Below are 19,641 nucleotides of genomic sequence, written 5' to 3'. Positions count from 1 at the left end.
ATTCGGTTCGGCGGCCGTGTCCGCCGCCCCCACGATCCCGGAGGAAAAGCATGCGCATTCCCGCAGTGGCCGCCACCGCTCTGGCCCTGACCGCCCTTTTCGGTACGGCGGCTTCCGCCCAGGACTTCGACGGTGACATCTCCGTGCGAGACCGGGCGACCATCTCGTACGACGGGACGCTCACTCTTTCCGGCGGCTACCGCTGTGACGCGCCGTCACCCGCTCGGAGGGTCTTCGTGACCAGCAGCCTCGTCCAGGACGGCAAGCGGGTCGGCTTCGGCGGCACCGAGGCCGTGTGCGACGGACAGTGGCACGAGTGGCGCGGCAGCGGCCAGGTGGACCGGTTCCTGCGGATGGGCTTCCACGACGGCCCGGCCCGGGTGGACGCCCGGCTGGTGACGCTGGAGGAGGAGGGCGGACTGCCCTCGCCGCGCGCCCTGGCGGGCCACGAGCAGCCGGTGCACCTCGACGACGCCCGCTCCTGAGACGGCGCGCCCTCCGGGGGACGGCGCGCGCCGTCCCCCGGGGACGTCAGCAGTCGGCAACGGTCACCCGTAGGCCGTCAGCGGCAGTCCGGGGTCAGGTCCACCACCGACAGGAACGCGGCCGAGCGGCAGTCGGGGCCCCCGGGGTCCCGTTCCGCCGGATGCCGGTCCGCCTGCTGCCGCGCGGGCTCCCGCCCGGCCGCGAGCAGCGGCGGGGCGGCCACGCAGCAGCCGCCCAGCAGCAGGAGCAGCACCAGCCCCCGCACCGCCCCCGGGGCGGCCCCGCGCCCCCGTGTCATCCACCGCATGGCGCACTCCCTTCCATGGGGCGATGGTCACCCGGCGGGACGGCTTCCACAACCGGACGTGACCGCGTGCTCACCCTCCGGAGGGGTTCGGGGCCTCGAACTCGCACCACACGGCCTTGCCGTCGCCGCGGGACTCCACCCCCCAGTGGGTGGCCAGCGCGTCCACCAGGAGCAGCCCGCGCCCGGTGGTGGCGGCCTCTCCGGGCGTCCGGCGGCGCGGCCACACGCTGGAACGGTCCTTCACCCACAGCCGGATCCGGCGGACCGGCTCGGGCAGCACCTCCATGGTCAGCACCGCTCCGCCGTCCGTGTGCAGCAGGGCGTTGACGAGCAGCTCCCCGGCGGCGAGTTCCACGTCGTCGGCGAGCTGGGGCACCCCCCAGTCCCGCAGGGCCTGGCGCAGGGCGTAGCGGGCCTCGGAGAGCCCCTCGGGATCGGCCTGGTGGACGTACTGGTGGATGCGGGGCGCCCGGTGGGTGCCCGGGTCCGGGGCCCTGCGCAGCACCAGCAGGGCCACGTCGTCCCCGGAGCCCCAGCGCTCCCAGAGGCGGTCGGAGAGGTGGTCGGCGAGGGCCCCGGCCTCCTGCGGGCCGCTGCGGACGGCCTGGGCCAGGGCCTCCATCCCGGTGGTGATGGCGGTGCCCGGCTCCTCCACGAGCCCGTCCGTGCACAGCACCAGGGTCTCCCCGGGCACCAGGTCGAGCCGGGTCTCCGGGAACTCCTCCTGTTCGAAGGCCGAGGCCAGGCCGAGGGGCAGTCCACCGCGCAGGTTGGGCCAGCCGGTCCGGCCGTCGGTGTGCCGGATCAGCGGGCCCAGGTGCCCGGCGCGGACCGCCCGCACCCCGCCCGTCTCCAGGTCCACCTGGGCGTAGGTGCAGGTGGCGAAGCGTTCGGTGTCCAGCTCGGCGAGGAAGCGGGAGGCCCGGGCCAGCACCGTGGACGGCGGATGCCCCTCGCCCGCGTAGGCGCGCAGCGCGATCCGCAGCTGCCCCATGATCGCGGCGGCGTGGGTGTCGTGGCCCTGGACGTCGCCGACGACGATGCCGACCCGGTCGCGGGGCAGGGCGATCACGTCGTACCAGTCCCCGCCGACCTCCCGGCCGCTCCACGCCGAGTGGTAGCGGACGGCGATCTCCCCTCCGGTGATCTCCGGGATCCGTCGGGGCAGCATGGCCGCCTGGAGTCCGGTGGCGAACTCGCGCTCCTGGTCGAAGAGGAGCGCCCGTTGGAGGGACTGGGCCACGATGCCCGCGAGGCCCAGGCAGAGGTTGCGTTCCTCGGGGCTGAACTCGGTGCGCCGCTTGTAGAAGAGCACCAACCCGCCGATGGCCTTGGCCTGGGCGATCAGCGGCAGGTAGGCGGCCGCGTCGAACGCGATCCGCTCCAGGTAGGGGCCGAGCAGCGGGAACTCCTCGCCCAGCGTGGCCAAGGAGGTGACGAAACGTGCCTGCCCGGTGATCACGGCGTGCGACAGCGGCAGCTGTCCGTCCATCCGGGTGAACCGCCGCTCCCCGAGGATCTCCAGGGTCTCCCCGCTCAGCGCGATGATCTTCATGGTGCCGTTCTCGACCAGCCCCAGCGCCAGCCCGTCCGCGCCCAGCCGCTCCAGCGCCCCCGCCCCGGTCAGCGTGGCCGTCACGTCGTCCACGGTCACCGCCCGGGACAGCGCCTCCGTGGTCCGCTGCACGATCGTGGTCTGCTTGGCCCGGGCCGCCTCCAGCTTCCTCAGCAGCGTGGAGTGCGCCAGCTCCGCCGTGGCGTCCCGGACGATCCCCACGATCCGCCGCCCCCGGCCCTCCCCGTCCCGCAGGATCCGGCCCTGGGTGTGCGTCCACTGCTCCTCGCCGTCGCGGCGCTGCACCGTGAAGTAGGAGCCGTACGCCTCCTCCCCCGCGGCCAGCGCGGCCTCCACCGCCGCCGCCAGCCGCTGCCCGTCCTCCTCCGGCACCCGCAGGCCCAGCCCCTCCGCGGTGCCGTCGAACTCCCCCGGGTCGAAGTCGAAGACCACCATCCCGCCCGCGTCCAGCTCCATCGAGCCGTCGTCGAGGTCCCACACGAAGCTGCCCATGCGGTTCAGGGCCAGCCGCGCGCCCGGCCCGATCTCGGGCTCCGCCTCGCTCATGGGGACCTCCGTTCCGGACGGCTGGGACAGGGTGCGGGGCACCGGACCGGCGGGATCAGGGCCCGGGCCAGCAGGGCTGGGAGATCAGCCGCTCCCACTCCTCGTCAGGATGCCCGGGGAGGGTCCTTCCGGCCTCCCGCCAGCGCTCGACGAGGGACAGATAGATCGCCGACTGGTCCGACCGGGCGGCACCCGCCACCCCGGACGGCCGCTCCCCGCGACTCGCGGGAATGCGGACCCAGCCCCGGCCCTGCGCCCGATCCGGATGCATCACGGACCCCTCTCACCGCATGGACGACTTCGGATGCCCGGCACCGGACCCACCGCTCCCGGCCACCGGACCGGGCCCGGACGCGCCCGGCCGCCGCCCCGCGGCGCCGAGGCGCCGCAGGACTCCTGTCACCAGTCTCCCCGCCGCGAAGCCCGCACCGTGCACGAATCGCATGGAAGGGCCGAATGAGGGAGCGGTCAACAGCCCCGCGAAGAACAAGCCCGGGTACGAGGACTCGAAACCGGCGCTCAGCTCCGGCGAACCGCCGCCACCCACCCGGCGCAGCCCGTCCCGCACCCCGGCGTCCAGCATCCGCAGCCGGTCCAGGTCCGGCTGGAACCCGGTCGCGGCGATCACGTGGTCGGCCTCCAGCACCGCCTCCTCCCCCGCCGCCGTCGACAGCCCCAACCGGGTCCGGCCGCCGTCCAGCGGCACCGCACGGCGCAGCCGGTGCCCCAGCAGCACGGGCACCCGCTCCTCGAACCGCTCCCGCAGCCACCAGGCCCCCGCCGGACCCAGCGCCGTCGCCACGATCCGCTCCCGCGTGGCCGCGGGCAGCCGCCGCACCGCCCACGGCAGCTCCGACCACACCCAGCTGCGCCAGCCCGTGCCCAGCCCGGAGTGCGGCTCGCGCAGCGCCCGCAGCAGCGGCCGTTCCAGGGGCTGCGGCAGCGTGTTCCACGACAGCCGCCCGGCCCGTGCCACCAGCCGCGGCCGGGCCCCCCGCTCGGCCAGCAGCGCCGCCGTCTCCAGCGCCGCCTGCCCGGCCCCGACCACCACCACGTCCTCCCCGGCGAACCGGCCCAGGTCCCGGTGCCCGCTGCTGTGCGAGACGTGCCCGCCCGGCAGGGACCGCAGGGCCCGCGGATAGTGCGTGAAGGGCATCACCCCCACCGCCAGCACCACGGCCCGCGCCAGCAGCTCCGAGCCCTCCGCCGTCAGGATCCGGAACCCCTCCCCGTGCGGGGCCACCGAGGTCACGGTGCACTCCTCCACCGGCGGACCGGCCTCCCGGGCGAACCACAGCCCGTACTCCCCGTAGGTGCCGATCTGCATCGGCCGGCCGTGCTCCGCGGGCAGCCCCCGGGAAGCGCAGTACGCCGCCAGGGTGTAGCGGCCGGCCGGGTCCGACAGGTTCGAGGACCACGGCTCCGACTTGAGGAACATGCCCTCGGGCATGTGGTCCCGCCACGAGGCCATCGGTCGGCCCAGCACCCGCACCGACAGCCCCGCCGCGGCGGCGTGCGCCCCCGCCGAGAGCCCGTACGGGCCGGCTCCGATCACCACGAGATCCTCGGTGCGCTGCATGGAAGCCCTTCCTGTTCCGCCCTGTTCCGCTCCGTCTGTGCCCCCGCCGTACCGCCCGGCGGACCGGAACCGGTCCGCCCGTCCCGCGCTCACCGGGCCGCCGTGGTCCGTCCCGGGCGGTCCCGGTCCGGGCCGAGCGGCCCCTGCTCACCCCGCTGCCGGGGCGTGCGCGCGCCCGCCGCGGCGCGGCCCTGCGCCGGGCCCCCGCGCAGGGCGCCCCACACCCGGCCCGCCCCCTTCTCCGCCCCGCGCAGCACGAAGCTCCCCGCCATCGCCAGGAAGGGCCGCGGGTCGTCGGCCGCGAACCAGGCGGCCTCCACCGCCGCCGCCCCCGGCCGGGGCGCCTCCCGCGGCACCGAAACGGCCGCCAGGAGCGCGTAGTTCTCCGCCACGAACAGTCGGCCCGCGCCGCCGGCCTGCGCCGGTACCCGCTGACCCGTCAGATCCAGGTACAGGGCCCGCACCACGTCCAGCCCGGCCCCGTCCGTGAAGAGCCGGAACTGCGCCCCCGGCCGCGGGTTGAAGTCCAGCAGCCGGAGCCGGCCCTCCGGGTCCCGTCGGAAGTCCAGGTCGAGGATCCCCGCGTAGCCCAGCCGCTCGGCGAGCCGCAGCCCGGCCCGCTCCACCGCCGGATCCGGCACCCAGCGTCCCACCGCGGTCAGTCCCGTCCGCACCGGCCAGGACAGCTCCTTGCGCCCCGCCCCGGTCAGCAGCGGGCGGCCCCCCTCCGCGAAGCAGCCGTGGAAGAACCAGTCGGTGCCCCGGCCGCCGGGCAGGAACCGCTGGAGCAGCAGCCCGCTGCCCGCCTCCGCGGTCCGCGCGTACAGCCGCCGGGCCGCGGCCGCCGTGGTGAGCAGGGTGGTGGAGCGCAGCCCCGAGCCCGCCGGGAGCAGCCAGGGCCGGCTCCACTTCGCGACCACGGGCAGCCCCAGCCGCCAGGCCGCGGCGGCCGCCTCCGCCTCGTCCGCCGGCACCACCGTCTCCGGGTGCCCGATGTCCCAGCGGGCGCACAGCCCGGCCAGCTCGGCCTTGTCCGCCACGAGGGCGGGCAGGTCCGCCGGCTGCCCCGGGCACAGGTACCGGTCCGTCAGGAGCGGGGCGATCCGGGCCACCGTGATGGCGCTCAGGTCGTCCATGGCCACGAGCACCGCGGCCCGTCCGATCCGCTCGGAGACCCGCAGCAGACACTCCGTCACGGCCTCCGGGGTCGGCTCCCCCGCCGGCCCCCGGTGCACCGCCCGCAGGTACCGGGAGCGGGCCACCGGCCCGCCCCCGTCCGCGACCACCGCGTGCACCTCCGCACCCGCCCGGCCCAGGGATCTGACGGCCCCGAGGGTGCCGTGGTGGAAGGGGTTCCTGTCGAGGCGGAGCAGAAGAACGGGGACATCCGTGGCGAACACGTGCATGGGAAGGCTGTCTTTCACCTAGTCGGACCAAGCAGAGGGGGTGCGCAATCGCGAATGGCCTACCTCACGCCATCCGGACAGGCCATTCGTCGGATCTGATGCCTAACGTCGTTGGCAAGCGCACCGATTCGGGAAGCTCAGGAGACGCCATGTCCAATCCACGCCGCAGGCTGGCGAGCACCTGCATCGGCACGGTGACCGCCGGGATCCTCGCCACCGGCGCCGCGCTCGCGGCCCCCGACACCGAACCGCAGCGGTCTTCGACCACGGCCGTCGGGGCCTACCTCCACTACGGCGCCCCCGGAGTGGCCCGCATCAAGGAGCTGTCGAGCTGGCTGGGCGGCCGGGAACTCCGCGTAGGTCACACCTACTTGCCGGGCGACCTGTGGTCCAACATCGAGGGCCGCGCGGACTTCCTCGACGACTGGGCGCGGTGGCGCAAGGCCAAGGAGGACCGCCTCTTCGTCCTCAACGTCCCCATGCAGGAACGCAACGAGGCCGGGGTCCCCGACCAGGAGGTGGCCCGGCTGATCCGGGCCGGCGCCGACGGCCGGTACGACGTCCACTTCAAGCGGCTGGCCGAGCGGCTGGTCTCCCTGGGCATCCCGGACACCGTGATCGTGCTCGGCTGGGAGATGAACGGCATCACCTACACCCACCGCTGCGGTCCGGACCCGGAGAACTGGAAGGCGTACTGGAAGCGCATCGTGACCACCATGCGCTCGGTGCCCGGCCAGGAGTTCCGCTTCGACTTCGCCCCGAACCGCGGCACCGACGCCATCGGCTGGACCCGCTGCTACCCCGGCGACGACGTGGTCGACATCATCGGAATGGACTCCTACGACCAGGCGCCCGGCCGTAGCTTCGACGAGCACATCACCCAGCCCTTCGGCCTCCGCGACCAGGTGGACTTCGCGCGCGCACACGGCAAACAGATCTCGTACCCGGAGTGGGGCCTGTTCCGGCACGGGGACAACCCCGAGTACATGCGCCGCATGCTGGGCTGGATCGACCAGCAGAAGCCGCTGTACCACACCATCACCGACTACTGCCCGCACGGCGTGTGGCAGTGCGGGCAGAACCCGCGCTCGTCGCAGGTCTTCCGCGAGCTGATGTCGCGGCCGCGGCCCGAGCCGACGGTGCCGCCGATCCCGACCCCGCCCGTGGTCCCCAGCCCGCCGGTCGTCCCGACCCCGCCCGCGCCCACACCCGTGGTGCCGACCCCGCCGGTCCCCAGCCCGGTGGTCCCGAGCCCGGTCCCGCCGAGCCCGAGCCTCCCCGTGCCCCCGGTGGTCCCGCCCGTCCCCACTCCGCCCGTCCCCACCCCGCCCGTGGTCGAGCCGCCGGTCACACCGAAGCCCTCGGTGCCCCCGGTCCCGCCGGTCACACCCAAGCCCTCGGTCCCGCCGGTTCCCCCGGTCACGCCGAAGCCCTCGCTGCCCCCGGTCGCGCCGGAGCCGCCCGCCGAGCCGAAGCCGCCCGTCAACGACAAGGAATGGTGCGTGCCGCTCGACTTCGACGACTGGCTCTCCGGCCTCGTCGGCAAGCAGAAGGTCTGCGTCAAGATCGACTGGGACGAGGACTTCTGGCCCTTCTAGCCGGTCCCGCCGGACCGACCGTGCCGCCCGTCCTGGCCCTCCCGGGCCGGGGCGGGCCGCCCCACGGGTACGTGCCATCAGCGCCTCGCACCGTCCGCACGCCACTCGTTGATCCGGTTCCGCCAATCGCGGGCCGCCGGCAGCGCCTCCCGCAGCGCGCTGACCGCCCGCTCGCGCCCGGACACCCGCGAACCGTGCAGCCGCAGCAGCGCCGCGTGCGAACCCCGGGCCAGCAGGAACCGCCGGTTCACCACCGTTTCCGGCCGCCAGTGGTGCTTGTACGGCTCGTCCCCGCGCAGCAGGCTCAGCACGCCCCGGCCCTCGGCCTGGGCGTGTCGCGCCTCGTAGCGCAGCAGCATGGTGGCCACGTCCACCTTCTTGGCCCGCAGCTCGGGGTCCGCCCCGTACAGGTAGCCCCCGCTCAGGCCCGGTGACATCAGGGTGACGGTGGCGGCGACCACCTCCCCCTCCAGCCGGAACTCCGTCAGCCGGGCGTCACCGCTGCGCACCATGCGCCGGGTGGCCCGGGTCAGGTGCTCGGCGAACCGGGGCCGCAGGTGTTCGGGGGTCACCCCGCGGCCCCGCCACTGCTTCTCGTGCAGCCGCAGCATGGTCCGCACGGTGCCGGGCACCTCGTGTTCGGAGACCCGGTGCTCCTCGATGCCCAGGGCGTCGATCTTGCGGAGCTTGGCGCGGGTGCGCTGGGCCCCCGCCGAGGGCATCCGCTTGACCAGGTCCTCGAAGGGCGCGACGGGGAACTCCGCGCACGCGGAGTCCGGCAGGGTGTCCACCGTGCCCTCCCACTCCTCCGCCAGCCGCTCCACGGCGGCCCCGGGCCGCACCTCGCGCAGGTCCACCACCGCGCCGCGGGCGGCCCGGTGCAGTCCCCGCGCCAGGGCGGGCACCACCGCCTTCTCGTACCGCTCGTCCACGAGCACGTCGAAGTAGTCGGTGATGCCCCCGCCCAACGGCACCAGCAGCGGCAGCGGCCGGTGGACGAGCATCAGCGGGGCGGCGCCGACGAGCACCCCGCCCCGGCGGACCAGCACGATCCGCAGCCGCCCGTCCCGTCCGTACGACAGCCACCAGGAGTGCAGCCAGGCGTGGCTCTGGAAAGGGGTGGCCGTGGGACAGGCCCGCAGCAGCCCGTTCCACTGCTCCTCCAGGGCGGCGAACTGGCGGGGGTCCCGGCACAGGGTCACCGACAGCTCCCGGGTCCCCCCGGCCCCCGTGGAGCAGCCGGTCATCGCACCGGCTCCTTCGCCGCGGCGACCGCGGCGGCTTCGGCGGCCCCGCCGTGGGCCGGGGAGGGCAGCGGGGTGTGCGCCGGGTAGCCGGTGGGGGCGGCGGCCCGCGCGGTGGTGTCCTCCTCGCGGCGGCGGGGGCGCGGCCGGGCGAGCAGCACCAGTCCGCCGACCAGGCCGCCCGCGCACAGGCCGACGGCCGCGCCGATGGCCGCGGACGGGGAGGCGGGCTCGTCGGGGGTGACGGCCTGGGCGAACAGCAGCAGCTGCACTCCGGTGTTCTTGGCCTGCTGGTTGCTGCTGAGGGTGAGGGCGTCGGCCACGGCGTTGGCGATGTCGGCGGCCTGTCCGGGCTTCGCGGAGGTGCCGGTGATCGCGATCATCGGGGACTCGGGGGAGGTCTCGGCCCGGACCCGGCTGCGCAGCTCCTTCGCGGAGACCCCGGCGCGGGGCTGGGCGTAGGCGAGGGTGGACTGGCCGGTGGCGATGCGGGCGTAGGCCTGGGAGAAGCCGAGGGCGATGGCCGGGTCGGTCTCCTCGCCGGGGACGGCGACGACGTAGCTGGTGGCGGCGTACTCGGGGGTCTTGAGGACCCCGTAGGCCGCGCCGCCGGCGAGCCCGAGGAGGGCGCAGGCGGGCAGCGGCCACCAGGCCGGCGGGGGGAGCAGGCGCGGGCGCACTCTGCCGGTGCGGGCGGCGGCCTCGCGCGGGGCGGACTTGGGGGCGGCGGACTCGGCCATGTTCGGGCTCACTTCTCGGTGGGGAGGGCGGGCTGGGCGGTACGGGCGGCGGCGGGTGCCGCCGCGAGGGCGTGCGCGTACACGTCGAGCAGGCGCTCGGCGCTGTGCGCGATGTCGTAGCGGTGGACCACGGGCGGCGGGGGCAGGCGGTGCCGGTCCGCTTCCTGCCGGGCCCGCAGCGCGGCCACGAGTTCCTCGGTGCCGGTGCCGATGCGGCGGGCGCCGGGGGCCTGGTCGGCGGGGAGGTCGTCGACGGCGGGGCAGGTGACGTGCAGGACGGGCAGTCCGGCGGCCAGGGCCTCGACCACGGCCAGCCCGAAGGCCTCTTCCCGGGAGGGGGAGACGAACACGTCGACGGCGGAGAGCAGGGCGGGGACGGACGGCGGGCCGTCGGCGGCCCCCTCGGTCCCGCCGCCGAGGGCGTCGAGTTCGCCGAGGAGGTGGACGCGGCGTTCGGCGCCCAGTTCGGCGGCGAGCCGCATCAGGGCGGGGCGTTCGGGCCCCTCCCCGGCGAGCACGAGACGGGCGCCGGGCAGGGCGGCGACGGCCCGCACGAGCGAGTCGAAGCGCTTGCCGGGGACGAGCCGGCCGACGCCGCCGACCACGAAGGCCCCGACGGGCAGTCCGAGCCGGGCCCGGACGGCCTCGCGGGCGGCCGGGTCGTAGCGGTAGCGGGCGGCCTCGATGCCGTTGGGCACCACCCGGATGCGGGCGGCGGGCACGCCCCAGTCCCGGAGCCGGTCGGCCACGGTTTCGGAGACGGCCACGGTGGCGCTGCCCAGGCGTTCGGTCGCCAGGTAGAGGGCGCGGACCCCGCGGGTGAGGGGGCGGCCCTCCAGTTCGGCCTCGCCGAGGGAGTGCTCGGTGGCGACGGTGGCCCGGACCCCGGCGAGGCGGGCGGCGAGCCGGCCGTAGACACAGGCCCGGTAGAGGTGGGTGTGGACGAGGTCGTAGCCGCCGCGGCGGATGAAGCCGGTGAGCCGGGGCAGGGCGCCGAGGTCGCGGTTGCCGGTCATGCCGAGGTGGACCACGCGGATCCCGTCGGCGCGCAGTCCGTCGGCGACGGGGCCCGGGTTGGTGAGGGTGAGGACCTCGCTGTGCAGGGGCAGGTGGCGGAGCATCAGCCGGAGCTGTTGTTCGGCTCCGCCGATGCCGAGTCCGGTGATGACGTGCAGGACCCGGACCTCCCGTCCCGGGCGGAGGCCGGCGGCGGGGGCGGTCACGCGTGGGCCCCGCGGAGGGAGCGCAGCCGGTGCCGGAGCTGCTTGACGCGCAGTCGTCCGGCGGCGTCGGCCTGGCTGATGTGGGTGCGGGGCATGGCGTGCGGTCCGCCGAGGCGGCCGGGGCCGATGGCGCAGGCGTAGGAGTAGCCGGCGGCGCGGGCGGCCTCGGTGACGCGGCGGTCCACGGTGCCGTAGGGGTAGCAGAAGCCCTGGGGGGCGGTGCCGGTGATCTCCTTGAGGCGGTCGCGGCTGCCTTCGAGTTCCTGGAGGAGGACGTCGTCGGGGACGGCGGTGAGGTCCCGGTGGAGGAGGCCGTGGGAGCCGATCTCCTGTCCGGCGGCGGCGACGGCGCGGATGCCGTCGGCGGTCAGGAGGTGCTTGCGGGGGCCGAGCGGGTCCCAGACGTTGTCGCTGCCGAGCCGGCCGGGGAGCACGAACAAGGTGGCGGTGCAGTCGTGGCGGCGGAGCATCGGGAGGGCCCGTTCGAGGAAGTCGGCGTAGCCGTCGTCGAAGGTCAGGCCGACGAGTCCGGCGCCGCGGCCGGCGGCCCGGGCGGCGCGGAGTTCGGCGACGGAGACCCCGCGCAGGCCCCGGGAGCGCAGCCAGCCCAGCTGGGCGTCGAGGGCCTGCGGGGTGACGGTGATGCCGTACGGGTCCTCGGCGGGGTCGGTGAACTCGGCGACCGAGTGGTACATGAGCACCCAGGGCGTTCTGGGGCTGCGGCTGCGGGGTGCGATCGGGGCACCGGCGGTCGCCGTGTCAGCGGACATGACGGGTGAACCTCTGGGTGAGCTGGGTGGGCAGGGCGTTGAGGTCGAGGGCCTGCATGGCCATCCCGGCGGCGGCGAACATCGCGGGGACGAGCAGGCAGCCCAGGACGGTGCTGAGCAGCGGGTCGGGGATCATCGGGCCGGCGAGCCAGCCGGTGCCGCAGGCCGCGGCGGCGGCCACGGAGAGCCGACCGAGGCTGATGGCGACGCGGCGGACCTGGATGGCGATGACGCGGGAGCCGATGCCGTACAGCAGCAGGGCGGCGGTGGTGCTGATGCCCGCGGCGTTGGCGGCGGCGATGCCGTAGGTGCCCCACCAGCCGACGGCCAGGGCGCCGGCGAGGATGTTGACGGCGAGGCCGGCGGCCATGGCGCCCATCGGGAACCAGGTGGGTTTGGCCGTGGCGAAGAAGGGCCGGCTGAGGGCGCCGACGAGGCAGTGGCCGAGCAGGCCGAGGGCGTACACGCGCATGACCCGGGCGGTGGCGAGGGTGTCGGTGTGGGTGAAGGCACCGCGTTCGAAGAGGACTTCGATGATCTGGGGGGCGTAGCCGATGACGAGCGCGGTCCCCATGAGGACGGCCATGGAGGCGAGGGCGAGGTCCTGTTCCACGCGGCGGCGGGCCTTCTCGCGTTCCCCGCCGGCCATGGCCTGGGCCACCACCGGGAAGGTGACGGTGCAGATCATCAGGGAGAGCACCATCGGCATCTGCGCGACCTTCTGCGCGTAGTTGAGGTGCGAGATGGCGCCGGGGGCGAGGGAAGCGGCGAGGAAGCGTTCGACGAGCACCTGCGACTGCCGGAAGACCGCGAAGCAGATCACGGGGGCGAGGACGCCGAGGGCGAGGAGGGTGGGCCGGTCCCGGTCGCGGGCCCGGCGGTCGGCGCGGCCGGTGCGCGGCAGGCGCGGCCGGCCGAGCCCGACGTGCCGGAGGAAGCCGGGCAGCTGCACGAGGGCCATCAGGAGCCCGCCGACGGCCACGCCGGCGGCGGCCGCGCGCACCCCCCACAGGCTGTGGAGGGTGAGCATGGTGCCGATGATGCCGACGTTGTAGGCCACGTAGATGGAGGCCGGCGGCAGGAAGCTGCGGTGGGCCCGCAGGGCGGCGCTGAAGTAGCCGGCGATGCCGAAGGTCAGCACGGTCAGCGAGGTGAGGCGGGTGCACTGGACGGCGAGGTCCGGGTCCGGCAGCCCGGGCGCGAGCAGCCCGACCACCAGGGGCGCCGCGAGCATCAGGACCAGGGCCACGCCCGCCAGGACGAGGGCGAGGCGGGGCAGGGTGGCGCCGACGAGGAGCCGTACGGGGTCCTGGGCGCGGGCCTCCCGGCGGGTCAGACCGGCCCGGGTGGCGGCCCGGCGGGCCAGGGCGTGGCTGAAGGCGGGGACCATCAGCAGGGCCATCGCGTCCTCGATGAGGAGGGTGGAGGCCATTTCGGGGACGGTCCAGGCGATCAGGAAGGCGTCGCTGTCGGGTCCGGCGCCGAAGAGGTGCGCGATGGTCTGGTCGCGGAGGAGTCCGAGGACGGCCCCGGCCGCGGTCAGCACGGCGGTGACGGCGGCGGCCTTGGCGAGGAAGCGTCCGAGGGGGGCGGGGGCCTCCGGCTTGCCCTCGGGCGCGGGCTCCCCGGGGGGCGGACCCGCCGGCCGGGGCGGCTCCTTGAAGGGCAGCACCGGCCCGCCCCCGGGGCCCGTGGCGGGGCCGGGGGCGGGCCGCTGGACGCCCATGGCGGGCGTGGTGTCGGTCACCGCGCGGGCGCTCCGTCGCGGGGCGCGGCGGGGAGGACGGGGAGCGGGGTGTCGGGGGTGCGGGGGGCGAGGGCCCACCAGCCGGCCAGGCCGATGATGACGCCGGTGAGGACGGTGGAGGGGCCGCCGATGTCGGCGTAGAGGAAGTCGGTGAGCTGCCAGATCAGCAGGCCCGTGGCGACCAGTCCGCAGTCGCGGGAGAGTCGGCCGGCGGGGTCGGGGGAGATCAGGCGCCGCAGTCCGGCGACGAGCAGCACGGCCCAGCCGCCCGCGAGGGCGGTGAGTCCGACGAGCCCCTGTTCGCCGAGGACCAGCAGGTACATGTTGTGGGGGGAGAGCAGGGGCTGGCGGACGTAGCCCTGGCCGGCGCCGGCGGTGTCGCTGCCGGAGGAGAGGCCGAGGGTGGCGTGGCCGTCGCGGTGGGCGGGGAAGCCCTTGAGGCCGACCCCGGTGGCGGGGCGCTCCTGCCACATGGAGGTGGCCGCGGCCCACATGGTGTACCGGTCCGTGACGGACTGGTCGGGGGCGCTGCCGACCTGGGTGATGCTGGTGAGGCGTTCGGCCATCATCGCGGAGCCGACGCCGAAACCGCCGACGAGCACGACCCCGGCGGCCACGAGCGCGGTGAGCACCTTCAGGGCGCGGCGCACCCCGGCCAGCAGCATGACCACGAGCCCGGCGGCGGCGGTGGCGATCCAGGAGCCGCGGCTGAAGGAGAGCACCAGTGGCACCACCAGGGCGAGGGCGGCGAGGGTGGTGAGCAGGCGGGCCCGGCGGCCGAGGAGTCCCTCGGGGGCCAGGGCCATGGCGGTGGCGGCGAGGAGTCCGTAGGCGACCACGGTGGCCATGCCCATCACGTCGCCGGGGCCGAAGGTGCCGACGGCGCGGATGTCCTCGCCCTGGTAGGAGGCCCCGGTGTGGGTGGCGTACTGGAAGACGCCGACGGCTCCCTGGACCAGGGCCAGCACGATGAAGCAGCCCGCCGCGAGCCGGAACTCGTGGGCGTCGCGTACCAGCAGCACCACGGCCCCGGGGACGAGCACGAAGACCTGGAGGTAGCGGACGAAGCCGGGGAGCGCGGTGTACGGGTCCCCGGCGGTGACGGTGGCCACGGCCAGCCCGACGGCGGGCAGGGCCAGCACCAGGGCGGCGGTGCCGGTCAGCGGCCGGACCCGGCCGCGCAGGGCCTGGAGGGCGCAGACGAGGACCAGCAGGAGGGAGGCCGCGTCGGCGGGTCCGACCTTGCCGGAGGCGGTGGCGTCCCCGGCGGGCAGCGGCAGCAGCAGGAGCAGGACGGTGCCGGCCAGGGGGAGCAACGGCCAGTGTCTGTGCAGGAGTTCGACGGCGGCGGGCCGGCCGGCCGGGGCCGGGCCGTCCCCGGGGAGGGGGGCGTCGGGTCCGGCGGCCGGCGGGAGGGGGGCGGTGAGGAGGCTCATGTCAGCTGCCCCCCAGCCGGAAGCGGAAGAAGGAGGCGGCGGTGCGGGCGAGGATCCACAGGTCCTGCCAGAGGGTCCAGGTGTCGATGTAGTGGTTGTCGAAGCGGGCCCGGTCCTCGATGGAGGTGTCCCCGCGCAGTCCGTTGATCTGGGCCAGTCCGGTGATCCCGACGGGCATCCGGTGCCGGGCCTCGTACCCGGGGTGGATGGTGCTGAACTTGGCGACGAAGAAGGGGCGTTCGGGTCGGGGTCCGACCAGGCTCATGTCGCCGCGGACCACGTTCCACAGCTGCGGCAGCTCGTCCAGGGAGGACTTGCGCAGGAAGCTGCCGACGGGGCTCATCCGGTGGTCGTTGGCCACGGTCCAGCGGGTGGCGGACTCGTGCTCGTCCGCCGGCCGCAGGGTGCGGAACTTCAGCAGGGTGAAGGGCCGCCCGTAGAGGCCGACCCGCTCCTGACGGAAGATCACGCCCGGTCCGTCGGCGAGCCGTACGGCCAGCGCGCACAGGGCCATGACGGGAGCGGCGGCGAGCAGCGCCAGGCCCGCGAGGAGGCCGTCGATCAGGCGCTTGGCGGCGCGTTCGACGGGCCGGCCGCGGCGGGGCAGCAGCGGCTGCACGGCGTAGCCCCACAGGTGGTCCTGCGGGTGGGCCACCCGCATCCCGGTGAGCTTGGCGGTGCCCGCGGGGTCGGCGAGCCAGAGGCGGCAGCCGTGGTCGCGGAAGAGGCGGACCAGGGCGGCGGTCCGCTCGTCGGCCTCGGGCGGGCGGGTGAACACCGCGTCCCGGACGGAGTTCTGGATGACGGCCCGGCGGACGTCCTCGTGGCTGCCGAGGACCGGCAGGGCCTCCGGGTCCTGACCCGCGACGGCCGCGGGGTCGGCCAGGCCGACGGGGCGCAGACCGTACTCGGGGCGGCCGAGGAGGGCGGCGGCCACCGCGCGGGTGCCGGGTCCGGGGCCGACGACGAGCGTGGAGCGCGGGTGGCGCAGGGCGGTGCGGCGGCGGCCCAGGTGGACCAGGCCCCGGGCGGCGCAGACCAGCACGGCCTGGGCGGCGACGGCGCCGGCCAGCGCCGTCCAGCCGGCGAGGGTCGGCCCGGCGGTCGCGACGAGGGCGGCGGCCGCGCACCACAGGACGGCCGTCCGGCCGAGCAGGGCGGGGAGTTCGAGGAGGGCGGAGGGGGAGAGCCGGGGCCGGTAGAGCCCGGCCTGCGCGTGCAGGACGGCCAGCGCGGCGGCCATCGGGACGGCGGCCTCCGTCGGCAGGCCCGGTACCGGCAGGGCCGCGACGGTCACGGTGGTGGCCAGGACGTCGGCGGTGACCAGCGGGAGCACACCGCTGCGGCGCCGGGTCCGCTGGGGGCGGACGGCGGGCCGGGCCTGTTCGGTCCGGGGGGCGCGGGGCGGGTGGATCGAGGGCACCGGCCGGACGGTGGCGCTCCGGGCTGCCGCCCCCGCGGCGGGTCCGGCGCCTTTGCGTCCGGCGTGCGGCGCGTGTGCGCTCTCCATGGTCATCGGCGGTTGCGCTCCTCGGTCAAGGGCCGTTTCCGGCCCAGCAGTTCGTGGTACAGCCCGGTGACCGCGGCCGTGGTGCGCCGCACGTCGAACTCCGTCCGCGCGTGCTCCCGGGCCTGGCCGCCCAAGGTGTCGAGCAGCCGGGGCTCGGCGAGCAGCCGTCCCAGCGCCTTGGCCAGGGCCGTGGGGTCCTCCGGCGGCACCAGGCACAGGGGTGCCTGGCCGGGCGGCAGGCTCTCGCGGGCCCCGCTGACGTCGGACACCACGACCGGTCGGCCACAGGCCATGGCTTCGAGCGGGGCGAGCGCCATGCCCTCCCAGCGCGACGGCAGTACAACGAGATCGGCGGCCCGAAGCCACGGCCTGATGTCGGCGGCGGCTCCGGCGAAGAGCACTCCGGGCGGGGCCGAACGGCGCAGCCGCTCCGCGTCGGGGCCGTCGCCGACGAGCACCAGCCGGGCGGTGGGGGCGTGCCCGGTCACCTCGGGCCAGGCCCGGAGCAGCAGGTCCTGGCCCTTCTGCTGACAGAGCCGGCCCACGCACACGGCGAGCGGTCCCTGCGGGGAGGACTGGGACAGCAGCGGCAGGGCGGCGCGGGCCACGGCCCGTTCCTCCCCGTCTCCGGGGCGGAACCGTTCGAGGTCCACGCCGTTGCGGATCACCGACCAGCGGGCGTCGATCCCCGCGGACTCCCCCGCGCGGCGTTCGGACTCGCTGACGCAGAGCACCCGGTCGGCCCAGCGGGCCCCGAAGCGCTCCCACCGCAGGGCGAGGGCCGCCGTGGTGCCGCCGACGGCGTCGAAGGACCAGGCGTGCGGCTGGAAGACGGTGGGGATCCGACCGCGGGCGGCGAGCCGACCGGCCAGGCCCGCCTTCGCGCTGTGCGCGTGCAACAGGTCGGGGGCGGTCCGGCGCAGGATCCGGGCGACGCCCAGGGTCTCGGCGGCGAGCCCGGGGCCGGGGGCGCGGCCCGCCCGCCAGGGGTGGACCTCGGCGCCGGCGTCCCGGGCGCCCTCGGCGAGCGCCCCGCCCGGGGGGCATGCCACGACGGCCCGCAGACCGTCACGGGTCTGGGCCCGGACGAGGTCGACGACCACGCGGGCGACCCCGCCGTCGACGGGCTGGACGAGATGGAGGACGGTCGGCCGGTCGGCCGCCGAGGGCTGCGTGTGGGGGTGCGAGCCTGACTGCACGAGGAGTGATCTCCGTACGGTTCAGCGGCGTGCGTCTGCCTGTACGAAGAGCACGCCGAGGACATATCCCTGGCTTTCGGCGCCGAACCTGAAGCTCAGGCTGCGGGCGCCCCCGGACAGAGCGGGAGCGAGATCGAATACGTCCGCGTCATATCCGAGCGTGTTCACGTGTTCCGGCCGGCGCTGGAAACCGGGTCGGCCGAATTCTGTGATAGTAGAATTCATCACATCATTGAAAGGGTTCTCCGCATCGCTCAGGCGCACCCGGCGCCCACTGTCCGCGGTGACCCCGAGCGAATCCCCGAGCGCACCCCGGTCCCCGTCGTAGGCGACGAACCCGGCCCGACCGGCCCCGCCGGCGGGCACGCTCAGCCCGTCGAGCCGCAGGGTCAGCCCCGCGGCCTCCTCACCCTCCGTGCCCGCCGCCGGCGCCTCGCGGTCCTCGACCCGCTCGAAGCCGTCCCACAGGGACAGCTCCCGCAGCGGCTCGTCCGGGTGCTCGTACGCCGCCACCAACGTCCAACCGCCCCAGGCGCCGGCCTCCGACTGCCCCATGGCGATGTTCAGCTGGGCCACCGTCCACACCCCGGCCCCGCGGGCCCGGATCAGCGGGGTCACGTCCGCCGAGGCCTGGTAGGCGTCGCTGTCGGCGGCGTCCCGGTGCCCGACCACGGTGTCGGCCAGGACCTCCTTGTACTCCCCGCCCGGCTCCGCCACCAGCACCCGACCGTTGTCCTCCGGCGGCTTCTGCTCCCCGACGCGCAGGTTCCCGCCCCAGTACAGGCGGGCGTACGTGATGCGGGCACCGGCGGGCACCTTCAGCTCGGCCCGGGTGGAGTTGTAGGTGTTCGGGTCGCGGTCGAGGTCGCTGTAGAACATGTCGAAGTCCTCGTTGACCCCGGCGGCGCCCCGCTTCACGGCCCGGCAGGTGCGCGAGTCGTCGGCGGCCCGGCGCCCGCAGCTGATCCCCGCGTTGGAGGCCCGGACCAGCCCGCCGTGCTGCACCGCGCGGTAGCGCTGGGTGAAGGGGAGCCGGGCCGCTTCCCGGAAGGCCCCCGCCGTCGGACCGGACCGGGCCACCGCGGTGGCGCCGTCGCCCGAAGCGACCGGCAGGGCCGCGGAAAGGCCGAGGACGGTGAGCGCGGCCAGGGCACGGAAGGCCGTACGCCCCGACGACTTTGCAGCCTGCCCCGACTTCACGGCCTTCGGCATACCCTGTCTCCATTTTCGATCAAGGCGTCAAAACAGGAGTGCACTTTGTCAGAAATCCGGAGGGAAATCACGCCGGACACAGCTGTACGGCCTTTTGGGCGATAGCGCGCACCCTCGGAGAGGGAGGGTCGTTATGGGGGTGCACCATTGTTCGAACCGAAAGGAAATACGGAGATGAAGAAGAGGCTGTTCCGTGGCGCGACGCTGGCGGTCGCGGGTGCTGCGGTGCTGATGGGCGGCGCGGGCGCGGCCTCCGCCCACGACGGCAGCGGCGCGAGCGCGCACGGGGTCGCCGAGGGCTCTCCGGGTGTCCTGAGCGGCAACCTGCTCCAGGTTCCGGTGCACGTGCCCGTGAACGTGTGTGGCAACACCGTCAACGTGATCGGGTTCCTGAACCCGGCCTTCGGCAACACCTGCATCAACAAGTAGCCCTGCGTTCAAGGGCAGTTGAAGCGCCGAACGGGGAGTCCGACACCACCGGGCCCGGAACCGTCCGGCGCGGCCATTCGGGTGAACACACGCAACCCGAACCAGGACCGGGCAGTTGATCCGGTTGCTTCTGTTACCGGGCAATCTTGCAGAAAAGGGACGACAGTGATCAAGAAGATGATGGCCACGGCGGCGGTCGCGGCTTCCGTCGTGGGCATGGGCGCCACCCAGGCGATGGCCATCGGCAACGACCACGGCGTGAACACCGTGAACGGCAACGGGGCCTCGCAGATCTACGGCAACCAGGCCACCTACGGCAACATGAGCCCGCAGATGGCGCTCATCCAGGGCTCCCTGAACAAGCCCTGTGTCGCGCTGCCGGCCAAGGCGAACGTCCAGTCCGTGCTGGCCCTGGTCAACGTCGGCGTCCAGGACATCCCGATCCTGTCCGCGCCGCAGACCCAGCAGTGCACCGAGAACTCCACCCAGGCCAAGGGTGACGAGCCGCTCTCGCACATCCTGGACAACATCCCGGTGCTGTCCGGCAACGGCTCCGTGGGCAGCTGACCCCACCAGCGCCACCCGGTCCAGGACGGGGACCAGCGGGGCCGCCCGCCTCCACCTCACCGCCAC

At 75.2% G+C, this 19,641-nt stretch carries 18 protein-coding genes; 4 read left to right on the top strand and 14 right to left on the bottom strand.

The genetic code is table 11. The annotated features are described in order from the left end of the window. Positions 1 to 50: 50 nt before the first annotated feature. On the top strand, positions 51 to 485 hold the full coding sequence (locus tag ABTZ17_RS22300) for a DUF6299 family protein (RefSeq protein WP_352197433.1): 435 nt from the start codon (positions 51 to 53) through the stop codon (positions 483 to 485). 77 nt (positions 486 to 562) lie between these two features. Here ABTZ17_RS22300 and ABTZ17_RS22295 read toward each other — a convergent pair whose 3' ends face one another. The 5 genes from ABTZ17_RS22295 to ABTZ17_RS22275 all read right to left on the bottom strand — a co-directional run bounded on the left by ABTZ17_RS22295 (position 563) and on the right by ABTZ17_RS22275 (position 5,900). Next, positions 563 to 793 carry a hypothetical protein gene (locus ABTZ17_RS22295; RefSeq protein ID WP_352197432.1) on the bottom strand — a complete coding sequence of 77 codons (231 nt, stop codon included), beginning with the start codon at positions 791 to 793 and terminating at the stop codon, positions 563 to 565. 70 nt (positions 794 to 863) lie between these two features. Next, a complete protein-coding gene (locus tag ABTZ17_RS22290; protein ID WP_352197431.1) occupies positions 864 to 2,915 on the bottom strand; it encodes a SpoIIE family protein phosphatase in 2,052 nt (683 codons plus the stop codon). A gap of 55 nt (positions 2,916 to 2,970) precedes the next feature. Continuing rightward, on the bottom strand, positions 2,971 to 3,114 hold the full coding sequence (locus ABTZ17_RS22285) for a hypothetical protein (protein ID WP_352197430.1): 144 nt from the start codon (positions 3,112 to 3,114) through the stop codon (positions 2,971 to 2,973). 84 nt (positions 3,115 to 3,198) lie between these two features. Beyond that, a complete protein-coding gene (locus ABTZ17_RS22280; RefSeq protein WP_352197429.1) occupies positions 3,199 to 4,494 on the bottom strand; it encodes an NAD(P)-binding domain-containing protein in 1,296 nt (431 codons plus the stop codon). A gap of 89 nt (positions 4,495 to 4,583) precedes the next feature. Next, a complete protein-coding gene (locus ABTZ17_RS22275; RefSeq protein ID WP_352197428.1) occupies positions 4,584 to 5,900 on the bottom strand; it encodes a carboxylate--amine ligase in 1,317 nt (438 codons plus the stop codon). A 149-nt stretch (positions 5,901 to 6,049) separates the two neighbouring features. On the opposite strand from ABTZ17_RS22275, the gene ABTZ17_RS22270 reads away from it, so the two are divergent. Then, positions 6,050 to 7,498, top strand: coding sequence for a glycoside hydrolase family 26 protein (locus tag ABTZ17_RS22270; protein WP_352197427.1), 1,449 nt, complete (start codon positions 6,050 to 6,052; stop codon positions 7,496 to 7,498). Between the two features lie 77 nt (positions 7,499 to 7,575). Here the strand turns inward: ABTZ17_RS22270 and ABTZ17_RS22265 are convergent, their stop codons facing one another. From ABTZ17_RS22265 to ABTZ17_RS22225, 9 genes are read right to left on the bottom strand one after another with little or no spacing between them, the layout of a single operon-like run. After that, a complete protein-coding gene (locus ABTZ17_RS22265; RefSeq protein ID WP_352197426.1) occupies positions 7,576 to 8,745 on the bottom strand; it encodes a GNAT family N-acetyltransferase in 1,170 nt (389 codons plus the stop codon). Then, positions 8,742 to 9,482: a YveK family protein gene (locus tag ABTZ17_RS22260; protein ID WP_352197425.1), complete on the bottom strand. Its 741-nt coding sequence runs from the start codon at positions 9,480 to 9,482 to the stop codon at positions 8,742 to 8,744. Before ABTZ17_RS22260 ends, ABTZ17_RS22265 begins: the two co-directional genes overlap by 4 nt. Positions 9,483 to 9,490: 8 nt before the next feature. Next, positions 9,491 to 10,705: a glycosyltransferase gene (locus ABTZ17_RS22255; RefSeq protein ID WP_352197424.1), complete on the bottom strand. Its 1,215-nt coding sequence runs from the start codon at positions 10,703 to 10,705 to the stop codon at positions 9,491 to 9,493. Next, a complete protein-coding gene (locus ABTZ17_RS22250; RefSeq protein ID WP_352197423.1) occupies positions 10,702 to 11,475 on the bottom strand; it encodes a polysaccharide deacetylase family protein in 774 nt (257 codons plus the stop codon). Before ABTZ17_RS22250 ends, ABTZ17_RS22255 begins: the two co-directional genes overlap by 4 nt. After that, a complete protein-coding gene (murJ, locus tag ABTZ17_RS22245; protein ID WP_502994788.1) occupies positions 11,465 to 13,201 on the bottom strand; it encodes a murein biosynthesis integral membrane protein MurJ in 1,737 nt (578 codons plus the stop codon). Before murJ ends, ABTZ17_RS22250 begins: the two co-directional genes overlap by 11 nt. 17 nt (positions 13,202 to 13,218) lie before the next feature. Continuing rightward, the gene (locus tag ABTZ17_RS22240) at positions 13,219 to 14,658 is read right to left on the bottom strand and encodes an O-antigen ligase family protein (protein ID WP_352197421.1); all 1,440 of its coding nucleotides are present in this window, start codon (positions 14,656 to 14,658) and stop codon (positions 13,219 to 13,221) included. Between the two features lies 1 nt (position 14,659). Further along, positions 14,660 to 16,174 carry a sugar transferase gene (locus ABTZ17_RS22235; protein WP_352197420.1) on the bottom strand — a complete coding sequence of 505 codons (1,515 nt, stop codon included), beginning with the start codon at positions 16,172 to 16,174 and terminating at the stop codon, positions 14,660 to 14,662. Further along, positions 16,171 to 17,367 (bottom strand): glycosyltransferase, encoded by a 1,197-nt coding sequence (locus ABTZ17_RS22230; protein ID WP_352197419.1) that lies wholly within the window; start codon positions 17,365 to 17,367, stop codon positions 16,171 to 16,173. The genes ABTZ17_RS22235 and ABTZ17_RS22230 overlap by 4 nt, the downstream gene beginning before the upstream one ends. 21 nt (positions 17,368 to 17,388) lie before the next feature. Next, positions 17,389 to 18,579 carry a DUF3344 domain-containing protein gene (locus tag ABTZ17_RS22225; RefSeq protein ID WP_352197418.1) on the bottom strand — a complete coding sequence of 397 codons (1,191 nt, stop codon included), beginning with the start codon at positions 18,577 to 18,579 and terminating at the stop codon, positions 17,389 to 17,391. A 174-nt stretch (positions 18,580 to 18,753) separates the two neighbouring features. On the opposite strand from ABTZ17_RS22225, the gene ABTZ17_RS22220 reads away from it, so the two are divergent. Beyond that, positions 18,754 to 19,008 (top strand): chaplin, encoded by a 255-nt coding sequence (locus ABTZ17_RS22220; RefSeq protein WP_352197417.1) that lies wholly within the window; start codon positions 18,754 to 18,756, stop codon positions 19,006 to 19,008. A 165-nt stretch (positions 19,009 to 19,173) separates the two neighbouring features. Beyond that, positions 19,174 to 19,575 carry a rodlin gene (locus tag ABTZ17_RS22215; protein WP_352197416.1) on the top strand — a complete coding sequence of 134 codons (402 nt, stop codon included), beginning with the start codon at positions 19,174 to 19,176 and terminating at the stop codon, positions 19,573 to 19,575. The last annotated feature ends 66 nt before the right edge of the window (positions 19,576 to 19,641 follow it).

Origin of the sequence: Streptomyces sp. NPDC097619, from assembly GCF_040302735.1 — a bacterium.
Taxonomy (GTDB): domain Bacteria; phylum Actinomycetota; class Actinomycetes; order Streptomycetales; family Streptomycetaceae; genus Streptomyces.
Note: the sequence above shows the minus strand (reverse complement) of the source record. Positions and strands in the feature narration are given on the sequence as shown.

Excerpts from the sequence above, each read along its gene's own strand:
- ABTZ17_RS22250 (WP_352197423.1), bottom strand. The coding sequence starts at position 11,475 with ATGTCCGCTGACACGGCGACCGCCGGTGCCCCGATCGCACCCCGCAGC.
- ABTZ17_RS22295 (WP_352197432.1), bottom strand. The coding sequence starts at position 793 with ATGCGGTGGATGACACGGGGGCGCGGGGCCGCCCCGGGGGCGGTGCGG.
- murJ (WP_502994788.1), bottom strand. The coding sequence starts at position 13,201 with ATGGGCGTCCAGCGGCCCGCCCCCGGCCCCGCCACGGGCCCCGGGGGC.
- ABTZ17_RS22240 (WP_352197421.1), bottom strand. The coding sequence starts at position 14,658 with ATGAGCCTCCTCACCGCCCCCCTCCCGCCGGCCGCCGGACCCGACGCC.
- ABTZ17_RS22290 (WP_352197431.1), bottom strand. The coding sequence starts at position 2,915 with ATGAGCGAGGCGGAGCCCGAGATCGGGCCGGGCGCGCGGCTGGCCCTG.
- ABTZ17_RS22270 (WP_352197427.1), top strand. The coding sequence starts at position 6,050 with ATGTCCAATCCACGCCGCAGGCTGGCGAGCACCTGCATCGGCACGGTG.
- ABTZ17_RS22280 (WP_352197429.1), bottom strand. The coding sequence starts at position 4,494 with ATGCAGCGCACCGAGGATCTCGTGGTGATCGGAGCCGGCCCGTACGGG.
- ABTZ17_RS22225 (WP_352197418.1), bottom strand. The coding sequence starts at position 18,579 with ATGCCGAAGGCCGTGAAGTCGGGGCAGGCTGCAAAGTCGTCGGGGCGT.
- ABTZ17_RS22235 (WP_352197420.1), bottom strand. The coding sequence starts at position 16,174 with ATGACCATGGAGAGCGCACACGCGCCGCACGCCGGACGCAAAGGCGCC.
- ABTZ17_RS22265 (WP_352197426.1), bottom strand. The coding sequence starts at position 8,745 with ATGACCGGCTGCTCCACGGGGGCCGGGGGGACCCGGGAGCTGTCGGTG.
- ABTZ17_RS22220 (WP_352197417.1), top strand. The coding sequence starts at position 18,754 with ATGAAGAAGAGGCTGTTCCGTGGCGCGACGCTGGCGGTCGCGGGTGCT.
- ABTZ17_RS22300 (WP_352197433.1), top strand. The coding sequence starts at position 51 with ATGCGCATTCCCGCAGTGGCCGCCACCGCTCTGGCCCTGACCGCCCTT.
- ABTZ17_RS22260 (WP_352197425.1), bottom strand. The coding sequence starts at position 9,482 with ATGGCCGAGTCCGCCGCCCCCAAGTCCGCCCCGCGCGAGGCCGCCGCC.
- ABTZ17_RS22275 (WP_352197428.1), bottom strand. The coding sequence starts at position 5,900 with ATGCACGTGTTCGCCACGGATGTCCCCGTTCTTCTGCTCCGCCTCGAC.